The organism is Limnohabitans sp. (genome assembly GCF_023910625.1).
Classification (GTDB): Bacteria; Pseudomonadota; Gammaproteobacteria; order Burkholderiales; family Burkholderiaceae_C; genus Limnohabitans_A.
In genome coordinates this window covers 1,243,790-1,262,397 of sequence record NZ_JAAVVW010000003.1, presented here as the reverse complement: position 1 = coordinate 1,262,397, position 18,608 = coordinate 1,243,790, and the positions used below count along the sequence as shown (strand labels likewise).

The 18,608-nt window shown below is 59.6% G+C and carries 16 protein-coding genes; 10 read left to right on the top strand and 6 right to left on the bottom strand.

Features of this window, described 5'->3' with window-relative positions; all coding sequences use genetic code 11:
- Positions 1–111: 111 nt before the first annotated feature.
- Positions 112–1,308: a type II toxin-antitoxin system HipA family toxin gene (locus HEQ17_RS09210; protein ID WP_296292470.1), complete on the bottom strand. Its 1,197-nt coding sequence runs from the start codon at positions 1,306–1,308 to the stop codon at positions 112–114.
- Positions 1,301–1,552, bottom strand: coding sequence for a helix-turn-helix transcriptional regulator (locus HEQ17_RS09205; RefSeq protein WP_296292469.1), 252 nt, complete (start codon positions 1,550–1,552; stop codon positions 1,301–1,303). Before HEQ17_RS09205 ends, HEQ17_RS09210 begins: the two co-directional genes overlap by 8 nt.
- 262 nt (positions 1,553–1,814) lie before the next feature.
- On the opposite strand from HEQ17_RS09205, the gene polA reads away from it, so the two are divergent.
- A complete protein-coding gene (polA, locus tag HEQ17_RS09200; RefSeq protein ID WP_296292468.1) occupies positions 1,815–4,667 on the top strand; it encodes a DNA polymerase I in 2,853 nt (950 codons plus the stop codon).
- Between the two features lie 80 nt (positions 4,668–4,747).
- On the opposite strand, the gene HEQ17_RS09195 is transcribed toward polA, so the two are convergent.
- Positions 4,748–5,398: a glutathione S-transferase gene (locus tag HEQ17_RS09195; protein ID WP_296292467.1), complete on the bottom strand. Its 651-nt coding sequence runs from the start codon at positions 5,396–5,398 to the stop codon at positions 4,748–4,750.
- Between the two features lie 104 nt (positions 5,399–5,502).
- On the opposite strand from HEQ17_RS09195, the gene HEQ17_RS09190 reads away from it, so the two are divergent.
- Positions 5,503–6,384 carry a dienelactone hydrolase family protein gene (locus tag HEQ17_RS09190; RefSeq protein ID WP_296293711.1) on the top strand — a complete coding sequence of 294 codons (882 nt, stop codon included), beginning with the start codon at positions 5,503–5,505 and terminating at the stop codon, positions 6,382–6,384.
- 98 nt (positions 6,385–6,482) lie between these two features.
- Positions 6,483–7,316 (top strand): ZIP family metal transporter, encoded by an 834-nt coding sequence (locus HEQ17_RS09185; RefSeq protein ID WP_296292466.1) that lies wholly within the window; start codon positions 6,483–6,485, stop codon positions 7,314–7,316.
- 60 nt (positions 7,317–7,376) lie between these two features.
- Here HEQ17_RS09185 and HEQ17_RS09180 read toward each other — a convergent pair whose 3' ends face one another.
- The 3 genes from HEQ17_RS09180 to HEQ17_RS09170 are packed head-to-tail and all read right to left on the bottom strand — an operon-like array spanning position 7,377 to position 10,280.
- The gene (locus tag HEQ17_RS09180; protein WP_296292465.1) at positions 7,377–8,234 is read right to left on the bottom strand and encodes a sulfurtransferase; all 858 of its coding nucleotides are present in this window, start codon (positions 8,232–8,234) and stop codon (positions 7,377–7,379) included.
- Positions 8,235–8,251: 17 nt separating this feature from the next.
- Positions 8,252–9,139 (bottom strand): DMT family transporter, encoded by an 888-nt coding sequence (locus HEQ17_RS09175; RefSeq protein ID WP_296292464.1) that lies wholly within the window; start codon positions 9,137–9,139, stop codon positions 8,252–8,254.
- A 13-nt stretch (positions 9,140–9,152) separates the two neighbouring features.
- A complete protein-coding gene (locus tag HEQ17_RS09170) occupies positions 9,153–10,280 on the bottom strand; it encodes an aromatic ring-hydroxylating dioxygenase subunit alpha (RefSeq protein ID WP_296292463.1) in 1,128 nt (375 codons plus the stop codon).
- A gap of 266 nt (positions 10,281–10,546) precedes the next feature.
- Here HEQ17_RS09170 and HEQ17_RS09165 point away from each other — a divergent pair, with 266 nt between their 5' ends.
- From HEQ17_RS09165 to HEQ17_RS09135, 7 genes are all read left to right on the top strand, one after another.
- Complete coding sequence (locus HEQ17_RS09165) at positions 10,547–10,801, top strand: exodeoxyribonuclease VII small subunit (RefSeq protein ID WP_296292462.1); 255 nt, start codon at positions 10,547–10,549, stop codon at positions 10,799–10,801.
- The gene (locus HEQ17_RS09160) at positions 10,798–11,703 is read left to right on the top strand and encodes a polyprenyl synthetase family protein (RefSeq protein WP_296292461.1); all 906 of its coding nucleotides are present in this window, start codon (positions 10,798–10,800) and stop codon (positions 11,701–11,703) included. The genes HEQ17_RS09165 and HEQ17_RS09160 overlap by 4 nt, the downstream gene beginning before the upstream one ends.
- Before the next feature lies 1 nt (position 11,704).
- Complete coding sequence (gene dxs, locus HEQ17_RS09155) at positions 11,705–13,552, top strand: 1-deoxy-D-xylulose-5-phosphate synthase (protein ID WP_296292460.1); 1,848 nt, start codon at positions 11,705–11,707, stop codon at positions 13,550–13,552.
- 185 nt (positions 13,553–13,737) lie between these two features.
- Positions 13,738–14,817 carry a TRAP transporter substrate-binding protein gene (locus HEQ17_RS09150; RefSeq protein ID WP_296292459.1) on the top strand — a complete coding sequence of 360 codons (1,080 nt, stop codon included), beginning with the start codon at positions 13,738–13,740 and terminating at the stop codon, positions 14,815–14,817.
- Positions 14,818–14,908: 91 nt separating this feature from the next.
- Entirely contained in the window at positions 14,909–16,033 is a 1,125-nt protein-coding gene (locus HEQ17_RS09145) for a substrate-binding domain-containing protein (RefSeq protein WP_296292458.1), read from the top strand.
- Between the two features lie 128 nt (positions 16,034–16,161).
- Positions 16,162–16,761, top strand: coding sequence for a TRAP transporter small permease subunit (locus HEQ17_RS09140; protein ID WP_296292457.1), 600 nt, complete (start codon positions 16,162–16,164; stop codon positions 16,759–16,761).
- Positions 16,761–18,560, top strand: coding sequence for a TRAP transporter large permease subunit (locus HEQ17_RS09135; protein ID WP_296292456.1), 1,800 nt, complete (start codon positions 16,761–16,763; stop codon positions 18,558–18,560). Before HEQ17_RS09140 ends, HEQ17_RS09135 begins: the two co-directional genes overlap by 1 nt.
- Positions 18,561–18,608: the final 48 nt, after the last annotated feature.

Here is an 18,608-nt window from a genome sequence, read left to right as displayed (position 1 = left end):
GGCCTGAAGTGAGGCCTGTAATGGGACAAAGATGAGATTGTAGGCGGGGGAGACGGGCTGATTGCACTGTCCACAAGGAAGCCGTTGGTCAGCAATGGGCCTGTATGGGCGTCATGTCTGCGTTGAAAGTGCCAGTCCCTTGCGCCATTCTTCCAGCATCGTCGCCCCGATTTTCTTGAATGCGGTGCGTTGCGCCATGTGCTGCCGGGCTTCTTCGCTGGCCAGTTGCATGCCTTGAGCCACTTGGGCCAGCAGGGCCTGGGCGTGCGCTGGCGTCATGTGGCAATGGGTGCGCGCAAAGTTGATCAGGGTTTTGGCGTTGGGCCAGCGTTTGGTGCCGCCCAAGGTCAGGGCCAGGATGTCGGCAGGTTTGTAGGCGGTGGTGGTCACCAGATCGTAAATCGGGGCCAGCCGGACTGCGCTTTCGGCGTTGTCGTAAAGCACGCCAAAATTCTTCAGATGGGCATCGCCATTTTTCAGGGCGCAAGACAAGGCCAGTGCCTTGAAAAAGCTTTCCAGAGCCGGGCGCACGTTTTGGGATGAAACAAAGTCTTGGATACGCCGGGTGATGTTTTCGTAAGAGCCGTCGTATTTCTGGAGGGCGGTTTTGCCATTGAGCACGCAAAAATCCTCAAAACCCAAGTAGCCGCAGTCGGTCAGGTCAAAGCGCTTGACCACCAAAAATTGTCCGCCTTGCGAGAGTTCGAACTCGGGCACTTCCAGCCCCGCATGCAGGGCCGCTCGCATGCAGAAATACTCGTTTTCAGCCAGGCGAGGGTGTTCGGGTGTCCAGGCCTTGACGATGTGTGTGGCTCCCCGATGGGTGACTCGGCCGAGGTCTGCGCTGCGCACCAGCACTTTGGGCATGGCCCCAGAAATGCCGGAATGCACGACGTAGCGGCTGAGCAGGCTTTCAAACAAGCCTTTTGTGCCATCGTGGGCCAGCAGCTCGTTCAGATTTTCGCTGGGTACATCGAAAGCGCTGTCACCCGGCAGAAAAAAACGCAGGCGGCCAATTTGGGATCGGCCAACGATTTTGAGCAAAGCCAGGGCATCGAAGCGGGGGATGACTTTGCTGAACTCCAAGCGCAGGCGCTCTGCCAGTGCGCCTTCGGGCAGGTTCATGTCAAAGATGGGGTGCAGGGATTTGTTGGCCGAGGCATAGTGTTCGCGCACCACGGGCATGCTGAGCGACACGGCCATTTCTGCCGGGCAGGCGGCTTCATAAACAAAGTGGCATTTGTCCGGTTCGGACTCGGGCTTGAAGACACTGCCTACTTTTTGAGAGGCCACATGAACGTCAAGCATCGCTTTGCTCTTTCATGAGTTGTTGCAAGGTGGGGCGGCGGGGTTTTTCTTGGGCCACCAACTCCAGACCCAGCGCGGCGCAGACAGAAAGCACTTTGCGGATGCCAATTTCAGACACGGTGCCGTTTTCGATGCCCGACAAGGTGGCGCGGCTCATGCCCAAAGAAGCCGCGAGGCTGGCCTGGGTGATTTTTTTGCGTTTGCGCGTGCGGGCGATGGTTTGGCCGATGTCTTGGAGTGTCATTTTTGCATCCTATGCAGTGCATTGGTAGTTTAAATCATTTTATGCATTGCATGCAGTGCATTTTTTGGGGCGATGGTGTGGGGGGCCTGCGCCGAGGCTCAGAGGCGCTTCGCTTTGCCACATCGCCTCAGCGCAGGCCCCCCACACCATCTGAGGGTTCATCGGTGGTCACAGCGCTTCGCTTTGCCGCATCACCCTGACACAGGCCCAGCCCCCAATCCTCATGGGTCACTTGGGTGTCAACCCGGTACACAATCGAGGGATGAGCTACAACACCCCCGAAACATCCCAACCGACCCTCTTGCTGGTCGACGGCTCCAGCTACCTGTACCGCGCCTTCCACGCCATGCCCGACTTGCGGGCTGTGCCTGGCGACCCGACAAGCCCCGCCACAGGGGCCATTCGCGGCATGATCAACATGATGGAGCGGCTGCGCAAGGATGTGCCCGCCGTCTATGCGGCTTGCGTGTTTGACGCCAAAGGCCCGACTTTCCGGGACGCGCTGTACCCCGCGTACAAGGCCAACCGCAGCCCCATGCCCGACGATTTGCGCAGCCAAATCGAGCCGATCCACGAGTTGGTGCGCCTGATGGGCTGGACGGTGCTGGATGTGCCCGGCGTGGAAGCCGACGATGTGATCGCCACGCTGGCGCATGTGGCCGCGCAGCAGGGCATCACCGTGACCGTGTCGAGCGGCGACAAGGACTTGAGCCAATTGGTGAACGAACACATCACCATCATCGACACCATGAACGGCAGGCTACGCGATGTGGCCGGCGTGACGGCCGAGTTTGGCGTGCCGCCCTCGCTCATGATCGACTACCAGACTTTGGTGGGCGACACAGTGGACAACGTGCCCGGCGTGGCCAAGGTGGGCCCCAAGACCGCTGCCAAGTGGCTGATGGAATACGGCTCGCTCGACAAGCTGATGGAAAACGCCCACGACATCAAGGGTGTGGCCGGCGAGAACCTGCGCCAAGCGGTGGACTGGCTGCCCAAGGGCCGGGCGCTGGTGACCATGAAAACCGATTGCGACTTGAATGGCTGGGTGCCCGACTTGCCGTCGTTGGCCAGCTTGCACCTGCACGCGCCCGACAAAGACAAATTGCTGAATTTTTACCAGACCTATGGCTTCAAGGGGCTGGTGCAGTCGCTGGGCGGGGCCATGCCTGCGCCCGCACCCGCACCCGCACCCAAAGCCAAAACTGCCAAGCCCAAAGACACGGGCATGGGCGACTTGTTCGCAGAGGCTTCAGGTGACGAACCTGCGGCCTTGCCCGAGTTGGACAGCGCCGTCAGTGCCGTGCAAGGTCATTTGAAATACGACACGGTACTCGACTGGGCCGCGTTCGATGCATGGCTCGCCCGCATCGAGCAAGCGCCGCTCACGGCCATCGACACCGAAACCACTTCGCTCGACGCCATGCGAGCCGAGATCGTGGGCATTTCGCTGAGCGTCACACCCGGCGAGGCGGCCTACATTCCGCTGGCCCACAACGGACCCGGTGCGCCCGAGCAATTGCCGTTGGCCGAGGTGCTGGCCAAGCTCAAACCCTGGCTCGAAAACCCGGCCCGCCTGAAATTGGGCCAGAACGTCAAATACGACCGCCATGTGCTGGCCAACCACGGCATCGAGGTGCACGGCTATGCCCACGACACCATGCTGGAGAGCTACGTGCTCGAAGTGCACAAACCGCATGGTCTGAGTAGTCTTGCCGAGCGCCATGTGGGCCGCCGGGGCGTGACCTACGAAGACCTGTGCGGCAAGGGTGCGCACCAGATCCCGTTTGCACAGGTGGACGTGGACAAAGCCGCGCACTATTCGTGCGAAGACTCGGACCAGTGCCTGGACGTGCACTTGGCGCTGTGGCCGCAGATCGAAGCGCATGCCGGTCTGAAGTACGTTTACGACCTGGAAATCCAGACCAGCGAAGCGCTCTACCGCATCGAGCGCAACGGCGTGCTGATCGACGCGCCCACGCTGGCCGCGCAAAGCCAGGCGCTGGGCGAGCGCATCGTGCAGCTCGAAACCGAGGCCTACGAGATCGCGGGCCAGCCCTTCAATCTGGCGAGCCCCAAGCAGATGGGCGAGATCTTTTTTGACAAGCTGGGCCTGCCCGTCATCAAGAAAACCGCCACCGGCGCGCGCAGCACCGACGAAGAAGTGCTGGAAAAACTGGCCGAAGACTACCCGCTGCCCGCCCGCATTCTGGAGCACCGTAGCCTGAGTAAGCTCAAGGGCACCTACACCGACAAGCTCGCGCAGCTGGCCTTGCCGCGCACGGGCCGGGTGCACACGCACTACGCGCAGGCCGTGGCCGTGACAGGCCGCTTGTCGAGCAACGAGCCGAATCTGCAAAACATCCCGGTGCGTACCGCCGAGGGGCGCAAGGTGCGCGAGGCCTTTGTGGCCCCCGCAGGCTGTGTGATCGCCAGCGCCGACTACAGCCAGATCGAGCTGCGCATCATGGCGCACCTGAGCGACGATCCAGCCTTGCTCAAAGCCTTTCACGACGGCCTGGACGTGCACAAGGCCACCGCCGCCGAAGTGTTTGGCGCAACGCCCGACACCGTGAGCAGCGAGCAGCGCCGCTACGCCAAGACCATCAACTTTGGCCTGATCTACGGCATGAGCGCGTTCGGTCTGGCCAAGGCGCTCTCCATCGACAACACCGCAGCCAAGAACTACATCACCCGCTACTTCGAGCGTTTTGCCGGCGTCAAGCATTACATGGACGCCACCCGTGAACAGGCCAAGGCGCTGGGTTATGTCGAAACCGTGTTTGGCCGCCGCCTGGTTCTGCCCGAGATCAACAGCCCCAACGGCCCACGCCGCGCCGGGGCCGAACGCGCCGCCATCAACGCGCCCATGCAGGGCACCGCCGCCGACCTGATCAAGCTGAGCATGGTGGCGGTGCAAAAAGCGCTGGACGAACAAGGCAAGGCCACCAAAGTCATCATGCAGGTGCACGACGAACTGGTGTTCGAGGTGCCCGAATCAGAAGTGGAATGGGTGCGCACCGAGGTGCCGCGCCTGATGGCGGGCGTGGCCGACCTGAAGGTGCCGCTGCTGGCCGAAGTGGGCTTTGGGCCGAACTGGGAGCAGGCGCACTGAGCCTGACTTCGTGGGAGCCCACCCCGTGGGCGAATGGTTTCAAGGGCGTGTGCCACGCCCATCGCCCACGGGGTGGGCTCCTACAAAATAGGTGCGGGTTCTGGCCAAGGCGCATGCTTGTGCATGATGGCCTGGAACAGATCTGATGCTTCAAATTGGGTCAGCCAAAACGCCAATGCAGGCCAGGGCTGCGCTGCAAACCAGGTCGGATCGGTGTGGGCGTATTGCCGTACAAAGGGGGCCACGGCCGCATCGGCCATGCCGAAGTGCTCGCCAGCCAATTCAGGCTGTTTGCGAAGCCGCGCATCCAGTGTGCGCAACCAAATTGCCGCCTCATCGCGGTCGGCCACACCGCTCTCCAAGCCCCAACGGCTGGGGTATTTGTAGCGGTCCAGTTGCTGCTTGAAGGGCCCGTCGTTGTGCGCGATCAGCGCCTGCGCATCGGCCATGCCCGCATCCGACGGAGGCAGCCAGCCCAGCGGGTCGTGCTGGCGCAGGGCCCAGAGCATGATGTCCAGGCTCTGGTCCAGCAACCGGCCCTCCTCAGCCCCAGGCAGCCACAACACCGGCACTGTGCCTTTGGGTGAGAGGGCCAGCAGGTGGGCGGGTTTGTTTTTCAATACCACTTCGCGGTGTTCGGTGGCAATGCCGCTGGCGTGCAGCGCCAAGCGAGCCCGCATGGCGTAGGGGCAGCGGCGAAACGAGTACAAAACGGGCAGGGTAGAGGCCATGGCGGCAGTTTAATTCGGCAAACCCGTGCAAAGCCGTGGCGCATGTGTCAAGATCAGTGTCCTCTTATATCCGGACATGGAGACCTGCCTTGAACAACGATCTGATGAACGATGCCCAAGCCCTTTTGGGAGGTCGGGTAGACGCCAGTGGTACCAACCGCCGAGTGGCCTTGAAAGCAGCTTTGGGGGTGGGGTATGCCGCCGCCGCAGCCCCCATCATGGCTCAAACGGCCATCAAGACCCCTGCCACAGGCTTGGTAGCAGGAGAGGTGACCATTGACGTCAAGGGTTTCAAGATGCCGGCTTACCGGGCTGCGCCAGCGGGCAAGACCGGCTTGCCGGTGGTGCTGGTGATTTCCGAGATTTTTGGCGTGCACGAGTACATCGCTGACACCACACGCCGTCTCGCCCAAGCGGGCTATTTGGCGATTGCCCCAGAACTTTTTGTGCGCCAGGGCGACCCCAGTGAATACGGCGAAATTGCCAAGCTGCAGGCCGAAATCATTGCCAAAGTGCCCGATGAGCAGGTCATGGGCGACCTCGACGCCGCCGTGGCCTGGGCGACAGTCAATGGTGGCCATACCGATAAATTGGGCATCACCGGCTTTTGTTGGGGTGGTCGCATCACTTGGCTTTATGCCGCCCACCAAGCCAAGCTCAAAGCGGGCGTGGCATGGTACGGCCGACTGGTGGGCAACACCACTCCTCAAACCCCCAGGCATCCGCTGGCTCTGGCGGGCAGCCTGAAGGCCCCAGTGCTTGGTTTGTATGGCGGCGCAGATACCGGTATCCCTCTTGACAGCGTTGATAAGATGAAAGCTGAACTGGCCAAAGGACCTGCTGAGGCCAAAGCCAGTGAATTTGTGGTCTATCCTGATGCCCCGCACGCTTTCCATGCCGACTACCGATCCAGCTACCGCAAGCCGGCAGCCGAAGATGGTTGGCAGCGCATGTTGGCTTGGCTCGGACGCCACGGTGTGGCCTGACTTATAGAATCTGATAACTGCCTTTCGGGGCGAGAGCGCTGAAAAACCGCCCTTCGGGGCGGTTTGTTTTGGGGTGGTCAGCAACCTGGGGTGAAACGATGACTTTATTGGCAATTTTGGTGGGAACTTTGGTGGCAGGCATTGGCAGCGTTTGGCTGGCCGCCTGGTTGAGCTTTGGTGTGCTCAACCGCTACACCCAGCACATGCTGAGCCTGGCCGCAGGGGCATTGCTGGCCACGGCATTTTTGCACCTGTTGCCCGAGGCTTTCGAGAGTGAGGCGGGGGCCCACGAATTGTTTCTGACCCTGCTCATCGGTCTGGTGTTTTTCTTTCTGCTTGACAAGGCCCAACTGTGGCATCACGGGCACGAACATGGCCAGGCTTATCACCACGGTCACGCTCCGGGGCAGCTTTCGGGACATGACCACAAAGCGCGTGACCACGGCCACCTTCATGACCATCATGCCAAAGACAAATTAGGCGGCCAGTGGGCCGTGTTAGCGGGCGACAGCGTGCATTGCTTTGGTGACGGCATTCTGATTGCCTCGGCTTTCATGGCCGACATGCGCTTGGGGGTGATCGCGGCCCTGGCCGTGTTGGCGCACGAGGTGCCGCACCACATGGGCGATCTGGCCGTGCTGCGCCAAGGCAGCAGCAGCCGCAAGGCGGCCATCGTCAAAGTGTCCATGGCTGGTGCCGTCACCGCTTTGGGTGGTGCCCTTGGCTATGTGCTGGTCGATGCCCTGCACGACTGGCTGCCTTACTTTTTGGTGGTGGCCAGCAGCAGCTTTGTGTATGTGGCTCTGGCCGATTTGATTCCGCAGTTGCAAAAACGCCTTTCAGCTCGGCAGACCGCCGAGCAAATCTTGTGGCTGGCCGTGGGCATGGGCATGGTGCTGGTGGTCAGCGTCTTGGCGGGGCATCAGCACTGAAGGCGGTGTTCAACGGGCGTGTGCCCAGCCCATCGCGCAAGGGGTGCGCTCCCACAAGGGTCACCCCTTGGCGCAGGGCAGGCCGGGGGTGCGGCACCATTCGCTCCAGCTGCCCGCATACAAGGCGGTGGGGCCGTAACCGGCTAGTTCCATCGCGATCAGATTGGGCACCGCGGTCACACCGCTGCCGCAGTGGTGCACCACGCTGCCGACAGATCGACCAGCAAGCACCTGTGCCCATTCGGCTTTGAGCAATTCGGGGCTTTTGAAACGGCCGTCCTCGGTGAAGTTCTCGGCAAAAGGCCGGTTGAGTGCGCCTGGAATGTGGCCTGCTACGGGGTCCAGCGGTTCCACTTCGCCCCGGTAACGGGCTCCGGCGCGGGCATCGACCACGGTTTGCGCGGGCTGACCCAAATGGCTTGCGATCGTGTCGGTGTGCACCAGTTGGCGCAGCGGTGTGTTCAACTCAAATACCGTGGGCGCAAGGGCTTTGAAGGTGCCTGATTGGGTGGCGCCACCGGCGGCTTTCCAGGCCTGTAAGCCGCCGTCGAGTACGGCCACGGCCTCGTGGCCCAACCATTTGAGCATCCACCACAAACGCCCGCAGTACTGGCTTTTGTTGCGGTCGTACACCACGATCTGCATGCCGTTGTGCACCCCCAGACGGCCCAGCCATCGGGCAACGGCTTCACGCTGAGGCAAGGGATGGCGTCCGCCATTCACGGCTTGGCCAGCTTCGTGCGTGCTCAAGTCTGTGTCGAGGTTGGCAGGTAAGGCACCAGCAATGCGCTCATCGGCAAAAAAATCACCCGCCAACTCGGGTTTTGTCAGATCAAAGCTGCAGTCGAATACAGCGTTGGGAGTGCCTTTTTGTTGCAGTTTTTGCAATTGAGTCGGGGTCATGAGCAAGGGGTACATGGCAGGGTCTCTGTTGGTCAGTGGTCTTCTGCGGGGCCGCGTGGCAGAGCGCGGTTGCGCAAGGCGGTGGCAGCAATACCGCTGGTGATGATGAGCAGCATACCGACCCAGCCAATCGGCGGGATTTGATCACCAAACAAGAGCAGGCCATACAGGGCTGCAAACACAATGCCCGAGTATTGCAAGTTGGCAACGACCAAGGTGGCCCCACGGCTGTAGGCCTTGGTCATGCACAGTTGACCCAAGGCGGCCAGCAAACCAATGGGCAGCAGCCACCAAGCGTGGGGCCAGACCCAGTCGCTGGGTCCGACAAAGCCCATGGTCAATGCGCCCGCCAAGGTGGTGCCGATCGAAAAATACAATACGGTACGGGCTTCAGGCTCGGCCATGCGACCCAGTGCCGCGACCTGCATGTAAGCCAGTGCCGAGCCCAGGCCTGAGAGCAAACCGATGACACCCGCAAATAACTGGTTTTGCTCTATCGTGGGTCGCAAGATCATCACCACGCCTGCAAAACCGGCGATGACGGTGAGCACCAACGGGCCTTGCCGCGCCATATCTTGTACCCGGCCCACGGCGAGCGTGCCGCACACCAAAAACGCGGCCACCCAGATGCCGCTCATGTAGTTCAGCGTCATGGCGGTGGCCAGGGGTAGGTAGGCAATGGCGTAAAACCAGGCGGTCAGCGATGACACGCCGACCACCGATCTCCAGACGTGCATCAGGGGGATGGGGGTTTTCAAAGGCACGTTCTGGCTTCGGCACAGCATCAGCATGAACGCGATGCCAATCAGACCCCGGTAAAACACCAGCTCAAAGGTGTGGAAATGAACCGATGCGTACTTGATGCAAACACTCATCGTCGCAAAAAACAGCGACGCCAAAATCATCCAAGAGGCTTGCATCTTTGGCCGATGGTCAAGGCGTGTTCATCTGTCTGCGGTACCACTCGTGAAAGTGCTGCATGCCGTCTTCCATGGGGCTTTGGTAGGGGCCCACTTCGTTGTCGCCGCGTGCCAGCAGCGCTTTGCGCCCTGTGTCCATCCGTTCGGCGATCTCATCGTCTTCGATGCAGGTTTCCATGTAGGCGGCCTGCTGGGCTTCGACAAATTCGCGCTCAAAGGCCACGATTTCTTCGGGGTAGTAAAACTCCACCATGTTCAGCGTTTTGCTGGGGCTGATCGGTTGCAAGGTGGACACCGTGAGCACATGCGGGTACCACTCGACCATGATGTGCGGGTAGTACGTCAACCAAATGGCGCCGCGTTCGGGCAATTGTCCGTTGCGGTATTTCAGCAGCACTTCGTGCCACTTTTTGTAGGTGTCCGAGCCAGGTTTGCCAAACCCCCGCGATACGCCCACGGTTTGCAGCGAATACTGCTCTTGGAATTGCCAACTCAGGTCTTCGCAGGCCACGAACTGGCCCAGCCCGGGGTGAAAGGGGCCGACGTGATAATCCTCAAGGTAAACCTCGATGAAGGTCTTCCAGTTGTAGTTGCACTCGTGCAGCTCGATGCGATCCAGTGCGTAGCCCGAAAAATCCAGCTCGGCACGCTGGCCCATGCCGGTCAGATCGGCAGCAATGTCGCGCCCGTTGTCTTCGAAGATCAGGCCGTTCCATTCCTGCAGCTTGTAGTTGTTCAGGTTCAGGCAGGGGTCTTGGTCAAAGTGGGGGGCGCCCAGCAATTGGCCGCCAGGTGAATAAGTCCAGCGGTGCAGCGGGCAAACAATGTTGCCGCCTGCACTGCCTTTTTGTTGGGTTTGCAAATTACCCCGACCATTCAGCATCACGGCCTGGCGGTGGCGGCAGATGTTGGAGACCAGCTCGACCCCACCGTGGGCGTTGCGCACCAAGGCCCGGCCTCCAGCCTCAAGAGGCAGGACGTGATAGTCGCCGGGGTGGGGCACAGCCAGTTGGTGGCCCACATAGCGCGGGCCTTGCTGGAAGAGCGTGTTCAATTCGCGCTGAAACAGCGCTTCTTCGAAATAAGCGGAAACTGGTAGTTGGCTTGCGGCCTGCTGCAGTTGAAGACTTAAATCAGACATGGGTGACCTGACCTAGAGACTCCCCCTATGAAGGGGCAGGAACAAAGCGCTGAATTCATAGAAAACGGCGCAAAAAAATGACAGGAAATTTCCTGTCGATGAGTCGTGATTCTACCCCGGGGGTTCGGGGCCGCCGTGCGTCCTTGCACAGGTCGTGAAGAATCAGGGTCTGCACGCCCATGACCGTCTGGTGGGATGGACTCTGTCCAGTGTCAGTTTGCACAGTGCTTAAGGCCTAGAATCTGGTTTTTTCCTCGGAACAATTCATGCCCAAGGCCGCCCCCACCGAAACAGCAGACTGCCCTGCAGCACCTTTGCCCGCCACTTATGAGGCAGCTTTGTCGGAGTTGGAGTCGCTGGTCGGGCAACTCGAATCGGGACAAATGCCGCTGGACCAATTGCTCTCGGGTTACCAGCGCGGCGCGGCTTTGCTGGCCTTTTGCCGAGACAAACTCAAAGCCGTGGAAGACCAGATCCAGGTGCTGGACGGTGGCCAACTCAAACCCTGGAGCGGTGCATGAGCGGTTTTGAGTTGCATGACTGGATGCAGCCACACCTGGCGCGCGTCGAACACGCTTTATCGGCAGGCATCGAGGCCGAATCGCCCGCGCATTTGGGCCAAGCCATGCGCTATGCCGTGCTCGATGGGGGTAAGCGCCTGCGCCCCTTGCTGGTGCTGGCCACGGCAGAGGCGGTGGGCGAAGCCCCGCAAAGCGCGGCGGCCTTGAATGCGGCCTGTGCGATTGAACTCATTCATGCTTATTCGCTGGTGCACGACGACATGCCCTGCATGGACAACGATGTGTTGCGGCGCGGCAAACCCACGGTGCATGTGCAGTTTGGCGAGGCGCAAGCCCTGCTGGCGGGTGACGCCTTGCAGACCTTGGCGTTTGAAATGCTGACCCCCCAAGATGCCAGCGTCAGTGCTGCGCAACAAGCGGCCTGCGTGGGCTTGTTGGCCCGGGCTTCGGGCTACCAAGGCATGGCCGGGGGCCAGGCGATCGACTTGGCCAGCGTGGGCCAGCGACTGAGCGAAGACCAACTGCGCCAAATGCACCGCCTCAAAACCGGGGCACTGCTGTTGTGTAGCGTGCAAATGGGCGCGGCCTGTGTGCCCAACCTGTCGATCCCCGTTCAAGCGGCGCTGCAGCGTTTTGGTCAGGCCTTGGGCCTGGCCTTTCAGGTGGTGGACGATGTCCTGGATGTGACGGTCGATTCGGCCACCCTGGGCAAAACTGCTGGCAAGGACGAAGCCGCCAACAAGCCAACCTATGTGGCCCTGATGGGGCTGGCAGCGGCCAAAGCCTATGCCGAGGCGCTGGCCGACCGGGCGCTGCAGGCCCTGACCGACACCGGCTTGCCTGAGGCCCGTTTGGTCGCTTTGCGTGCACTGACCGCCATGGTGGTAGAAAGAAGCAACTGACATGACCGATTTGCTCAAGAACATTGACCAGCCCGCCGATTTGCGTCGCCTGACGCGAACCGAACTGCCGCGCCTGGCCGATGAATTGCGCCAGTGTGTGCTGGACAACGTATCCAAAACCGGCGGACACCTGAGTTCTAATCTGGGCACGGTGGAGCTGACGGTGGCTTTGCACTATGTGTTCAACACCCCCGAAGACCGCATCGTCTGGGACGTGGGTCACCAGACTTACCCGCACAAAATCCTCACCGGGCGTCGTGACCGGATGCCCACACTGCGCCAGTTTGGTGGCCTGTCGGGTTTTCCTCGCCGCGATGAAAGCGAATACGACACCTTTGGCACAGCCCATTCATCCACCAGCATTTCTGCCGCTTTAGGCATGGCCGTGGCCGCGCGTCAAAAAGGCGAGTCACGCCATTCAATTGCGGTCATTGGAGACGGCGCCATGACTGCCGGCATGGCCTTCGAGGCGCTGAACAACGCGGGCGTGGAAGACTGCAAACTGCTGGTGATCCTCAACGACAACGACATGTCGATCAGCCCGCCCGTGGGCGCGCTCAACCGTTACCTGGCCCAACTGATGAGCGGGCGTTTTTACTCGGCTGCGAAGGCCGGTGCCAAGAATGTGCTGAAAAACGCACCGCCCTTGTTTGAGCTGGCCAAGCGACTGGAAGAACACGCCAAAGGCATGGTGGTGCCCGCCACGCTGTTCGAGAAATTCGGCTTCAATTACATCGGCCCGATTGACGGGCATGACCTCGATTCGTTGATCCCAACGCTAGAAAACATCAAGCACCTGGACGGCCCGCAGTTCTTGCATGTGGTGACCAAAAAAGGCCAAGGCTATGAAAAGGCCGAAGCCGACCCGGTGGCTTACCACGGCCCCGGCAAGTTTGACCCCAGCGTGGGCCTGGTGCCTGCCGCCACGCCCGCCAAAACCACCTTCACCCAGGTGTTTGGCCAGTGGCTGTGCGACATGGCCGAGCAAGACCCGCGCTTGGTCGGCATCACGCCCGCCATGCGCGAAGGCTCGGGCATGGTGGCGTTTCATCAGCGCTTTCCCAAGCGCTATTACGACGTGGGCATTGCCGAGCAGCACGCCGTGACCTTTGCCGCCGGCATGGCCTGCGAGGGGCTCAAACCTGTGGTGGCGATTTATTCCACCTTTTTGCAGCGCGGCTACGACCAGCTCATCCACGATGTGGCGCTGCAAAACCTGCCCGTGGTGTTTGCCCTGGACCGCGCGGGCTTGGTAGGGGCCGACGGTGCCACCCATGCGGGAGCCTACGACATGGCCTATATCCGCTGCATCCCCAACATGAGCCTGGCTTGCCCAGCCGACGAGCGTGAATGCCGCCAGTTGCTGAGCACCGCTTACGCGCAAAACCACCCGGTGGCGGTGCGCTATCCACGCGGTGCGGGCGTGGGCACGGCGGCTGGGCGCGACTTGGACACCTTGCCCTTTGGCAAAGGCGAAGTGCGCCGCCAAGGTGAGAAGCTCGCTATTTTGGCCTTTGGCACCCTGCTGACGCCCGCACTGGAGGCGGCAGAAAAGCTCAACGCCACCGTGGTCAACATGCGCTGGGTCAAACCGCTGGATGTCGATTTGCTTGTGCAAATTGCGCAAAGCCACGAGCACCTGGTGACGGTGGAAGAGGGCTGCATCATGGGCGGCGCTGGCAGTGCGGTGGCCGAGGCTTTGCAGCAGTTGAACTTGCAGCGCTCTGTGCTGCACCTGGGTTTGCCTGATGCTTTCATCGAGCATGGCGACCCGGCCAAATTGCTGGCTTTGCAGGGGTTGGATGCCGCAGGCATCGAGGCTTCGATTCGCCAACGTTGGGTTTATTGAAGAGATTTCAGTGGGGCTTTGAATTCATTTCATGGAGGCGGCGATTTTGCAAAAAAACCGTCTCAATTTGCAGACTGAAAAGGGTAAACCCGCACGGTTTCGCTCGGGTTCGCTTCCTACAATACGGCCAGCTTGTTCAAGCTGCCCGTCAATGGGTTTAAGTTTTTTTCACAAGGAGTTCCCCTATGGATCGTCGTTCCATCATTAAAAACGCAGGTATTGCCGGTGTTTTGGCTGCCGGTGCAGCACCTGCTGTTCACGCCCAGGCCGCCATCCGTTGGCGTCTTGCCTCCAGCTTCCCCAAAGCCCTGGACACCATCTTCGGCGCAGCCGAAGTGTTTGCTGAAAAGGTCAATGCCATGTCTGGCGGCAAGTTTGTCGTCACTGTGCATGCTGCCGGCGAACTGATGCCCGCTTTTGGTGTGGTGGACGGTGTGCAGCAAGGCACAGTCGAAGCGGCTCACACAGCCCCTTACTATTTCTTCGGCAAGGATGACACCTTCGCCATTGGCACGGCCATTCCGTTTGGTCTGAACAGCCGCCAGCTCACCTCTTGGTTCTATGACGGCAACGGCATGAAGCTGTTCCGCGAGTTCTACGACAAGTACAACATCGTGAACTTCCCCGGAGGCAACACAGGTGCCCAAATGGGTGGCTGGTACCGCAAGGAAATCAAGACTCTCGCGGACATCAAGGGCCTGAAGTTCCGCGTCGGCGGTTTCGCTGGCAAGGTCTTGTCACGCATGGGTGCTGTGCCCCAAAACATTCCTGGCGGCGAAATTTACCAAGCCCTGGAAAAAGGCACGATTGACGCCGTCGAATGGGTGGGCCCCTACGATGACGAAAAGCTGGGCTTCCAGAAAGTGGTCAAGAACTATTACTACCCAGGTTTTTGGGAAGGCGGCGCACAGCTGGACTTCTACATCAACAAGACCGCCTTCAACGCCTTGTCCAAAGAGAACCAGGCCATTGTGGAAGCGGCCGCTTCATACGCACACACCGAAATGCAGGCACGCTATGACAACCGCAACCCTGCGGCGCTGCGTCGCTTGGTGGCCGGGGGCGTCAAGTTGCGGCCTTTCCCCAAGGTGGTGATGGACGAGGCTTTCAAGCAGTCCATGGCCCTGTATGAAGAGCTGCGCCAGTCCAACCCGAACTGGAAAAAAATCTACGACGACTACTCTGCTTTCCGCAAGGAACAGAACCAGTGGTTCCGTTTTACCGAAGCCACCTACGATCGCTACATGCAATCGGCCAAGCTGTAATCAGCGGGCATGCTTGCATGAAAAAAGGCCCTCCGGGGCCTTTTTTCATGCGTTTCTCTTTTTGACCAAGTTGTCATGCAAACTCGCCACCATGCAACACATCGAGATTTCTTACCAATGGACAACGCAGGGCGCTGAGCGGGTGCGTAACCGCCAAAGTCCGCTGCGCAACCCGCTCATGGACTTGTTGCAAGCGGTGCGCGATGCCGGGTCGATTGGCGGGGCTGCCAAGGCCATGGGCTTGTCTTACCGCCATGTTTGGGGTGAACTCAAACGTTGGGAGCAAAGTTTGGGTCAAGCCCTGATTCTTTGGGAAAAGGGCCAGGCGGCCAGACTTACAGGCTTTGCCGACAAGCTGCTGTGGGCAGAGCGCCAAGCGCAGGCGCGGTTGTTGCCTCAAATCAGTGCGCTGCACGCCGATCTGGAAAAAACATTTGCGGTGGCATTTGACCCTGCTCACTTGGCCCTGCCGATTTTTGCGAGCCATGATGCGGCCATGGACTTGCTGCGCGAAGAGACGGCATCCAGAGCTTTGCATCTGGACCTGCGGTTTTGCGGCAGTGTGGACGCGATTCGCGCCTTGAACGAGGGGCGGTGCCATGTGGCGGGCTTTCATGCCCCTTGGCAGCCGGATGCCCAATCCTTGGTCGCCCGTACCTACAAGCCCTTACTCAAGCCCGGACAGCACAAATTGATCGGTTTTGCCAAACGTGAGCAGGGACTGATGGTTGCCAGGGGTAACCCGCTGGGTCTGCGGGATTGGGCCGACCTGAGCCAAGCGGGGGTACGTTTTGTCAACCGCAGCTCAGGGACCGGAACCCGTCTGCTGCTCGACGAAAACTTGCATCAAAGAGGCCTTTTGCCCGCATCGGTGAACGGCTATGGGCTTGAAGAAAACTCGCATTCGGCTGTGGCGGCCCGCATTGCGGCGGGGCAAGCCGATGTGGGCTTGGGTATTGCGCATGCGGCCCATGGGCATGGGCTCGACTTTGTGCCGCTGTCGCAAGAGTTTTATTGGTTGGTGTGTCTGGCATCTGCGCTTGACACTGCGCCGGTCCTGCAGTTGAGGCAGTTGTTGGGCAGTGCCTCTTGGCGGGCCAGCTTGCAGGCCCTCAAGGGCTATAGCCTCATCGATCAAGCGGGTCAGGTTCAGTCTTTACGCAGCATGTTGCCCTGGTGGCGATTTCGGTCTGATCAGCACAAACCCTTGATCTGATGCGATGCGCTGAGAGGCATTGAAGAGTTTTCAAACCGGGCTCCAAATATATCAAAACGAGTTCTCCCTGAAATGACCTGAAACAGCCAACACAGACTTAAAATCGCACGAATTCAATTGGAGGAAGCATGTTTTTTTTAATGAAGATTTCACACGGCATTGACCGGGTAAACCAAGCGGTGGGCAAATTCACCACTTGGTTGATTTTGATCGTGACGATCATCAGCGCGGGCAATGCCATTGTCCGCAAAGCTTTCAATGTCGGCTCGAACGGTCTGTTGGAAATTCAGTGGTACCTGTTTGCCGCCGTGTTTTTGTTGGGGGCTGGCTATGGCTTTCTCAAAAATTCGCATGTGCGCATTGACTTTGTCTCGGGCATGCTCAGTGCCCGTACCCGCAACTGGATCGATGTGGGCGGCATAGCGTTGGCCCTGTTTCCGTTTTGTTTCTTGTGCATTTATTTGTCTTGGCCCTTGTTCATGCAGGCTTACAACACCGGTGAAATGTCGTCCAACGCGGGCGGCCTCATCCGGTGGCCGGTGTACGCCTTGGTTCCCCTGGGTTTTGGATTGCTCATGTTGCAAGGCGTGTCCGAGTTGATCAAGCGTCTTTCTTTCTTGACCGGTTCGGGTGAAGACCCACTGTCTTCTGAAGACACCATGTCAGACGAAGAAAAAGAACTGCTGGAACTTGAAAAAATCGCGCAGCAAGCGCAGGGAGCACGTTGATGGAAGCGACTTTTCTGGCACAGAACTTTGTGCCCATCATGTTTGCGGGTTTGTTTGTGCTGCTGCTGACCGGTTTTCCGGTGGCTTTCGCTCTAGCGGCCTGCGGTTTGGGCTTTGGATTCATCGGCATGGAGGCCGGTCTGTTTCCGCCCTCCTTGTTCCAGGCCCTGCCGCTGCGCATTTTCGGCATCATGCAAAACGACACTTTGCTGGCCATCCCGTTTTTCACCTTCATGGGCATCATCTTGCAAAAATCCGGCATGGCCGAGGATTTGCTGGAGACGGTGGGTCAGGTGTTTGGTCCTGTGCGTGGTGGCGTCGCCATCGCGGTGATTTTGGTGGGCGCCTTGCTGGCAGCCACCACCGGCGTGGTGGCTGCGGCCGTGATTTCCATGGGCTTGATTTCTCTGCCCATCATGCTGCGCTATGGCTACAGCCGTGTCATTGCCACAGGAACCATCACGGCCTCGGGCACCTTGGCCCAGGCCATCCCGCCTTCGTTGGTGCTGATCGTGCTGGCCGACCAATTGGGCCGTTCGGTGGGTGACATGTACGCCGGTGCTTTGGTGCCCGGTTTGTTGCTGGTGGGGCTGTACATCTTGTTCATTGTGGTCGTGGCCATTTTCAAGCCGGCCATGGTGCCTGCGCTGCCGGTAGAGGCCCGCATTTACCGTGAGGCCAATGGCAAATCAGGCCATGTGTCCTTGCTCTTGCTTTTGCTTTTGTGCACTGTGGTGGGCTACGCCTGGGCTACTTTCCACGATGGCATCATGACCGCTTGGCTCGAACGTACCTTGCCCTCTCCTGATGACGAAATCGTGATCATGTCGATGACGGTGGCTTCGCTGGTGGCCTTGGCCTTGGCCATCGTGAACCGCATCACCGGCATGGGCTTGCTGTCGCGCTTGGCCGAGCAAGTGACCTTTGTGCTGATGCCGCCCCTGATCCTGATCTTTTTGGTGTTGGGCACGATTTTCTTGGGTGTCGCGACACCCACAGAGGGCGGTGCGATGGGCGCTTTGGGCGCTTTGATCCTGGCTGTGAGCAGAAAGCGCCTGGACAAAAAATTGATGAACCAGGCGTTAGAGAACACGGCCAAGCTGGCGTCGTTTGTGCTGTTCATCTTGATCGGCTCCACCGTCTTCAGCTTCACGTTCAACGCAGCCGATGGCCACATCTGGGTGGAGCACCTGTTCTTGGACATGCCTGGCGGCGCGATCGGTTTCTTGATCGTTGTGAACATTCTGATTTTCATCTTGGGCATGTTCATCGATTTCTTTGAAATCGCCTTCATCGTGATCCCGATCCTGGCCCCCGTGGCCGAGAAGATCTTGCCGGGCATGGTGCCGGGCATGACAGCCGACCAAGCCATGATCTGGTTTGGGGTGATCGTGGCGATGAACCTGCAGACCTCGTTCTTGACGCCGCCTTTTGGCTTTGCCCTGTTTTATTTGCGCAGCGTGGCACCCAAAAACGATTACAAGGACCGCATCACGGGCGAAAACATCCCGGCTGTTAAGACTTCGGAAATCTACAAAGGCTCGATCGCGTTCATCGTTTTGCAGTTGATCATGGTGGCCTCCATCATCGTCTTCCCCAACTTGGTGACAGGCGGCCTCAAGGAAGGCGTCAAGATCGATGCCGACGCCGCATTCGAGCAAATGCTCGACCGCGCCGGGGAAGAGACTGGCAAAGACGATGAAGTGAACATGGATGACATGAAGCCTGCAACAGATGCGCCGGCCGAAGAGGACCCCGCCAAGGCCTTGGAAGCCGAGATGAAGGCTGGCAAGAAGTAAGCTTCTGCCGCCCCAAGAAGAGCCCGGTTCGCCGGGCTTTTTCATTGG

Bases quoted from the DNA above. Each gene is read 5' to 3' on its own strand.
- polA (WP_296292468.1), top strand. From the start codon at position 1,815: ATGAGCTACAACACCCCCGAAACATCCCAACCGACCCTCTTGCTGGTC.
- HEQ17_RS09145 (WP_296292458.1), top strand. From the start codon at position 14,909: ATGCAACACATCGAGATTTCTTACCAATGGACAACGCAGGGCGCTGAG.
- HEQ17_RS09210 (WP_296292470.1), bottom strand. From the start codon at position 1,308: ATGCTTGACGTTCATGTGGCCTCTCAAAAAGTAGGCAGTGTCTTCAAG.
- HEQ17_RS09190 (WP_296293711.1), top strand. From the start codon at position 5,503: ATGAACGATGCCCAAGCCCTTTTGGGAGGTCGGGTAGACGCCAGTGGT.
- HEQ17_RS09135 (WP_296292456.1), top strand. From the start codon at position 16,761: ATGGAAGCGACTTTTCTGGCACAGAACTTTGTGCCCATCATGTTTGCG.
- HEQ17_RS09180 (WP_296292465.1), bottom strand. From the start codon at position 8,234: ATGTACCCCTTGCTCATGACCCCGACTCAATTGCAAAAACTGCAACAA.
- HEQ17_RS09165 (WP_296292462.1), top strand. From the start codon at position 10,547: ATGCCCAAGGCCGCCCCCACCGAAACAGCAGACTGCCCTGCAGCACCT.
- HEQ17_RS09205 (WP_296292469.1), bottom strand. From the start codon at position 1,552: ATGACACTCCAAGACATCGGCCAAACCATCGCCCGCACGCGCAAACGC.
- dxs (WP_296292460.1), top strand. From the start codon at position 11,705: ATGACCGATTTGCTCAAGAACATTGACCAGCCCGCCGATTTGCGTCGC.
- HEQ17_RS09195 (WP_296292467.1), bottom strand. From the start codon at position 5,398: ATGGCCTCTACCCTGCCCGTTTTGTACTCGTTTCGCCGCTGCCCCTAC.
- HEQ17_RS09170 (WP_296292463.1), bottom strand. From the start codon at position 10,280: ATGTCTGATTTAAGTCTTCAACTGCAGCAGGCCGCAAGCCAACTACCA.
- HEQ17_RS09140 (WP_296292457.1), top strand. From the start codon at position 16,162: ATGTTTTTTTTAATGAAGATTTCACACGGCATTGACCGGGTAAACCAA.
- HEQ17_RS09160 (WP_296292461.1), top strand. From the start codon at position 10,798: ATGAGCGGTTTTGAGTTGCATGACTGGATGCAGCCACACCTGGCGCGC.
- HEQ17_RS09185 (WP_296292466.1), top strand. From the start codon at position 6,483: ATGACTTTATTGGCAATTTTGGTGGGAACTTTGGTGGCAGGCATTGGC.
- HEQ17_RS09150 (WP_296292459.1), top strand. From the start codon at position 13,738: ATGGATCGTCGTTCCATCATTAAAAACGCAGGTATTGCCGGTGTTTTG.
- HEQ17_RS09175 (WP_296292464.1), bottom strand. From the start codon at position 9,139: ATGCAAGCCTCTTGGATGATTTTGGCGTCGCTGTTTTTTGCGACGATG.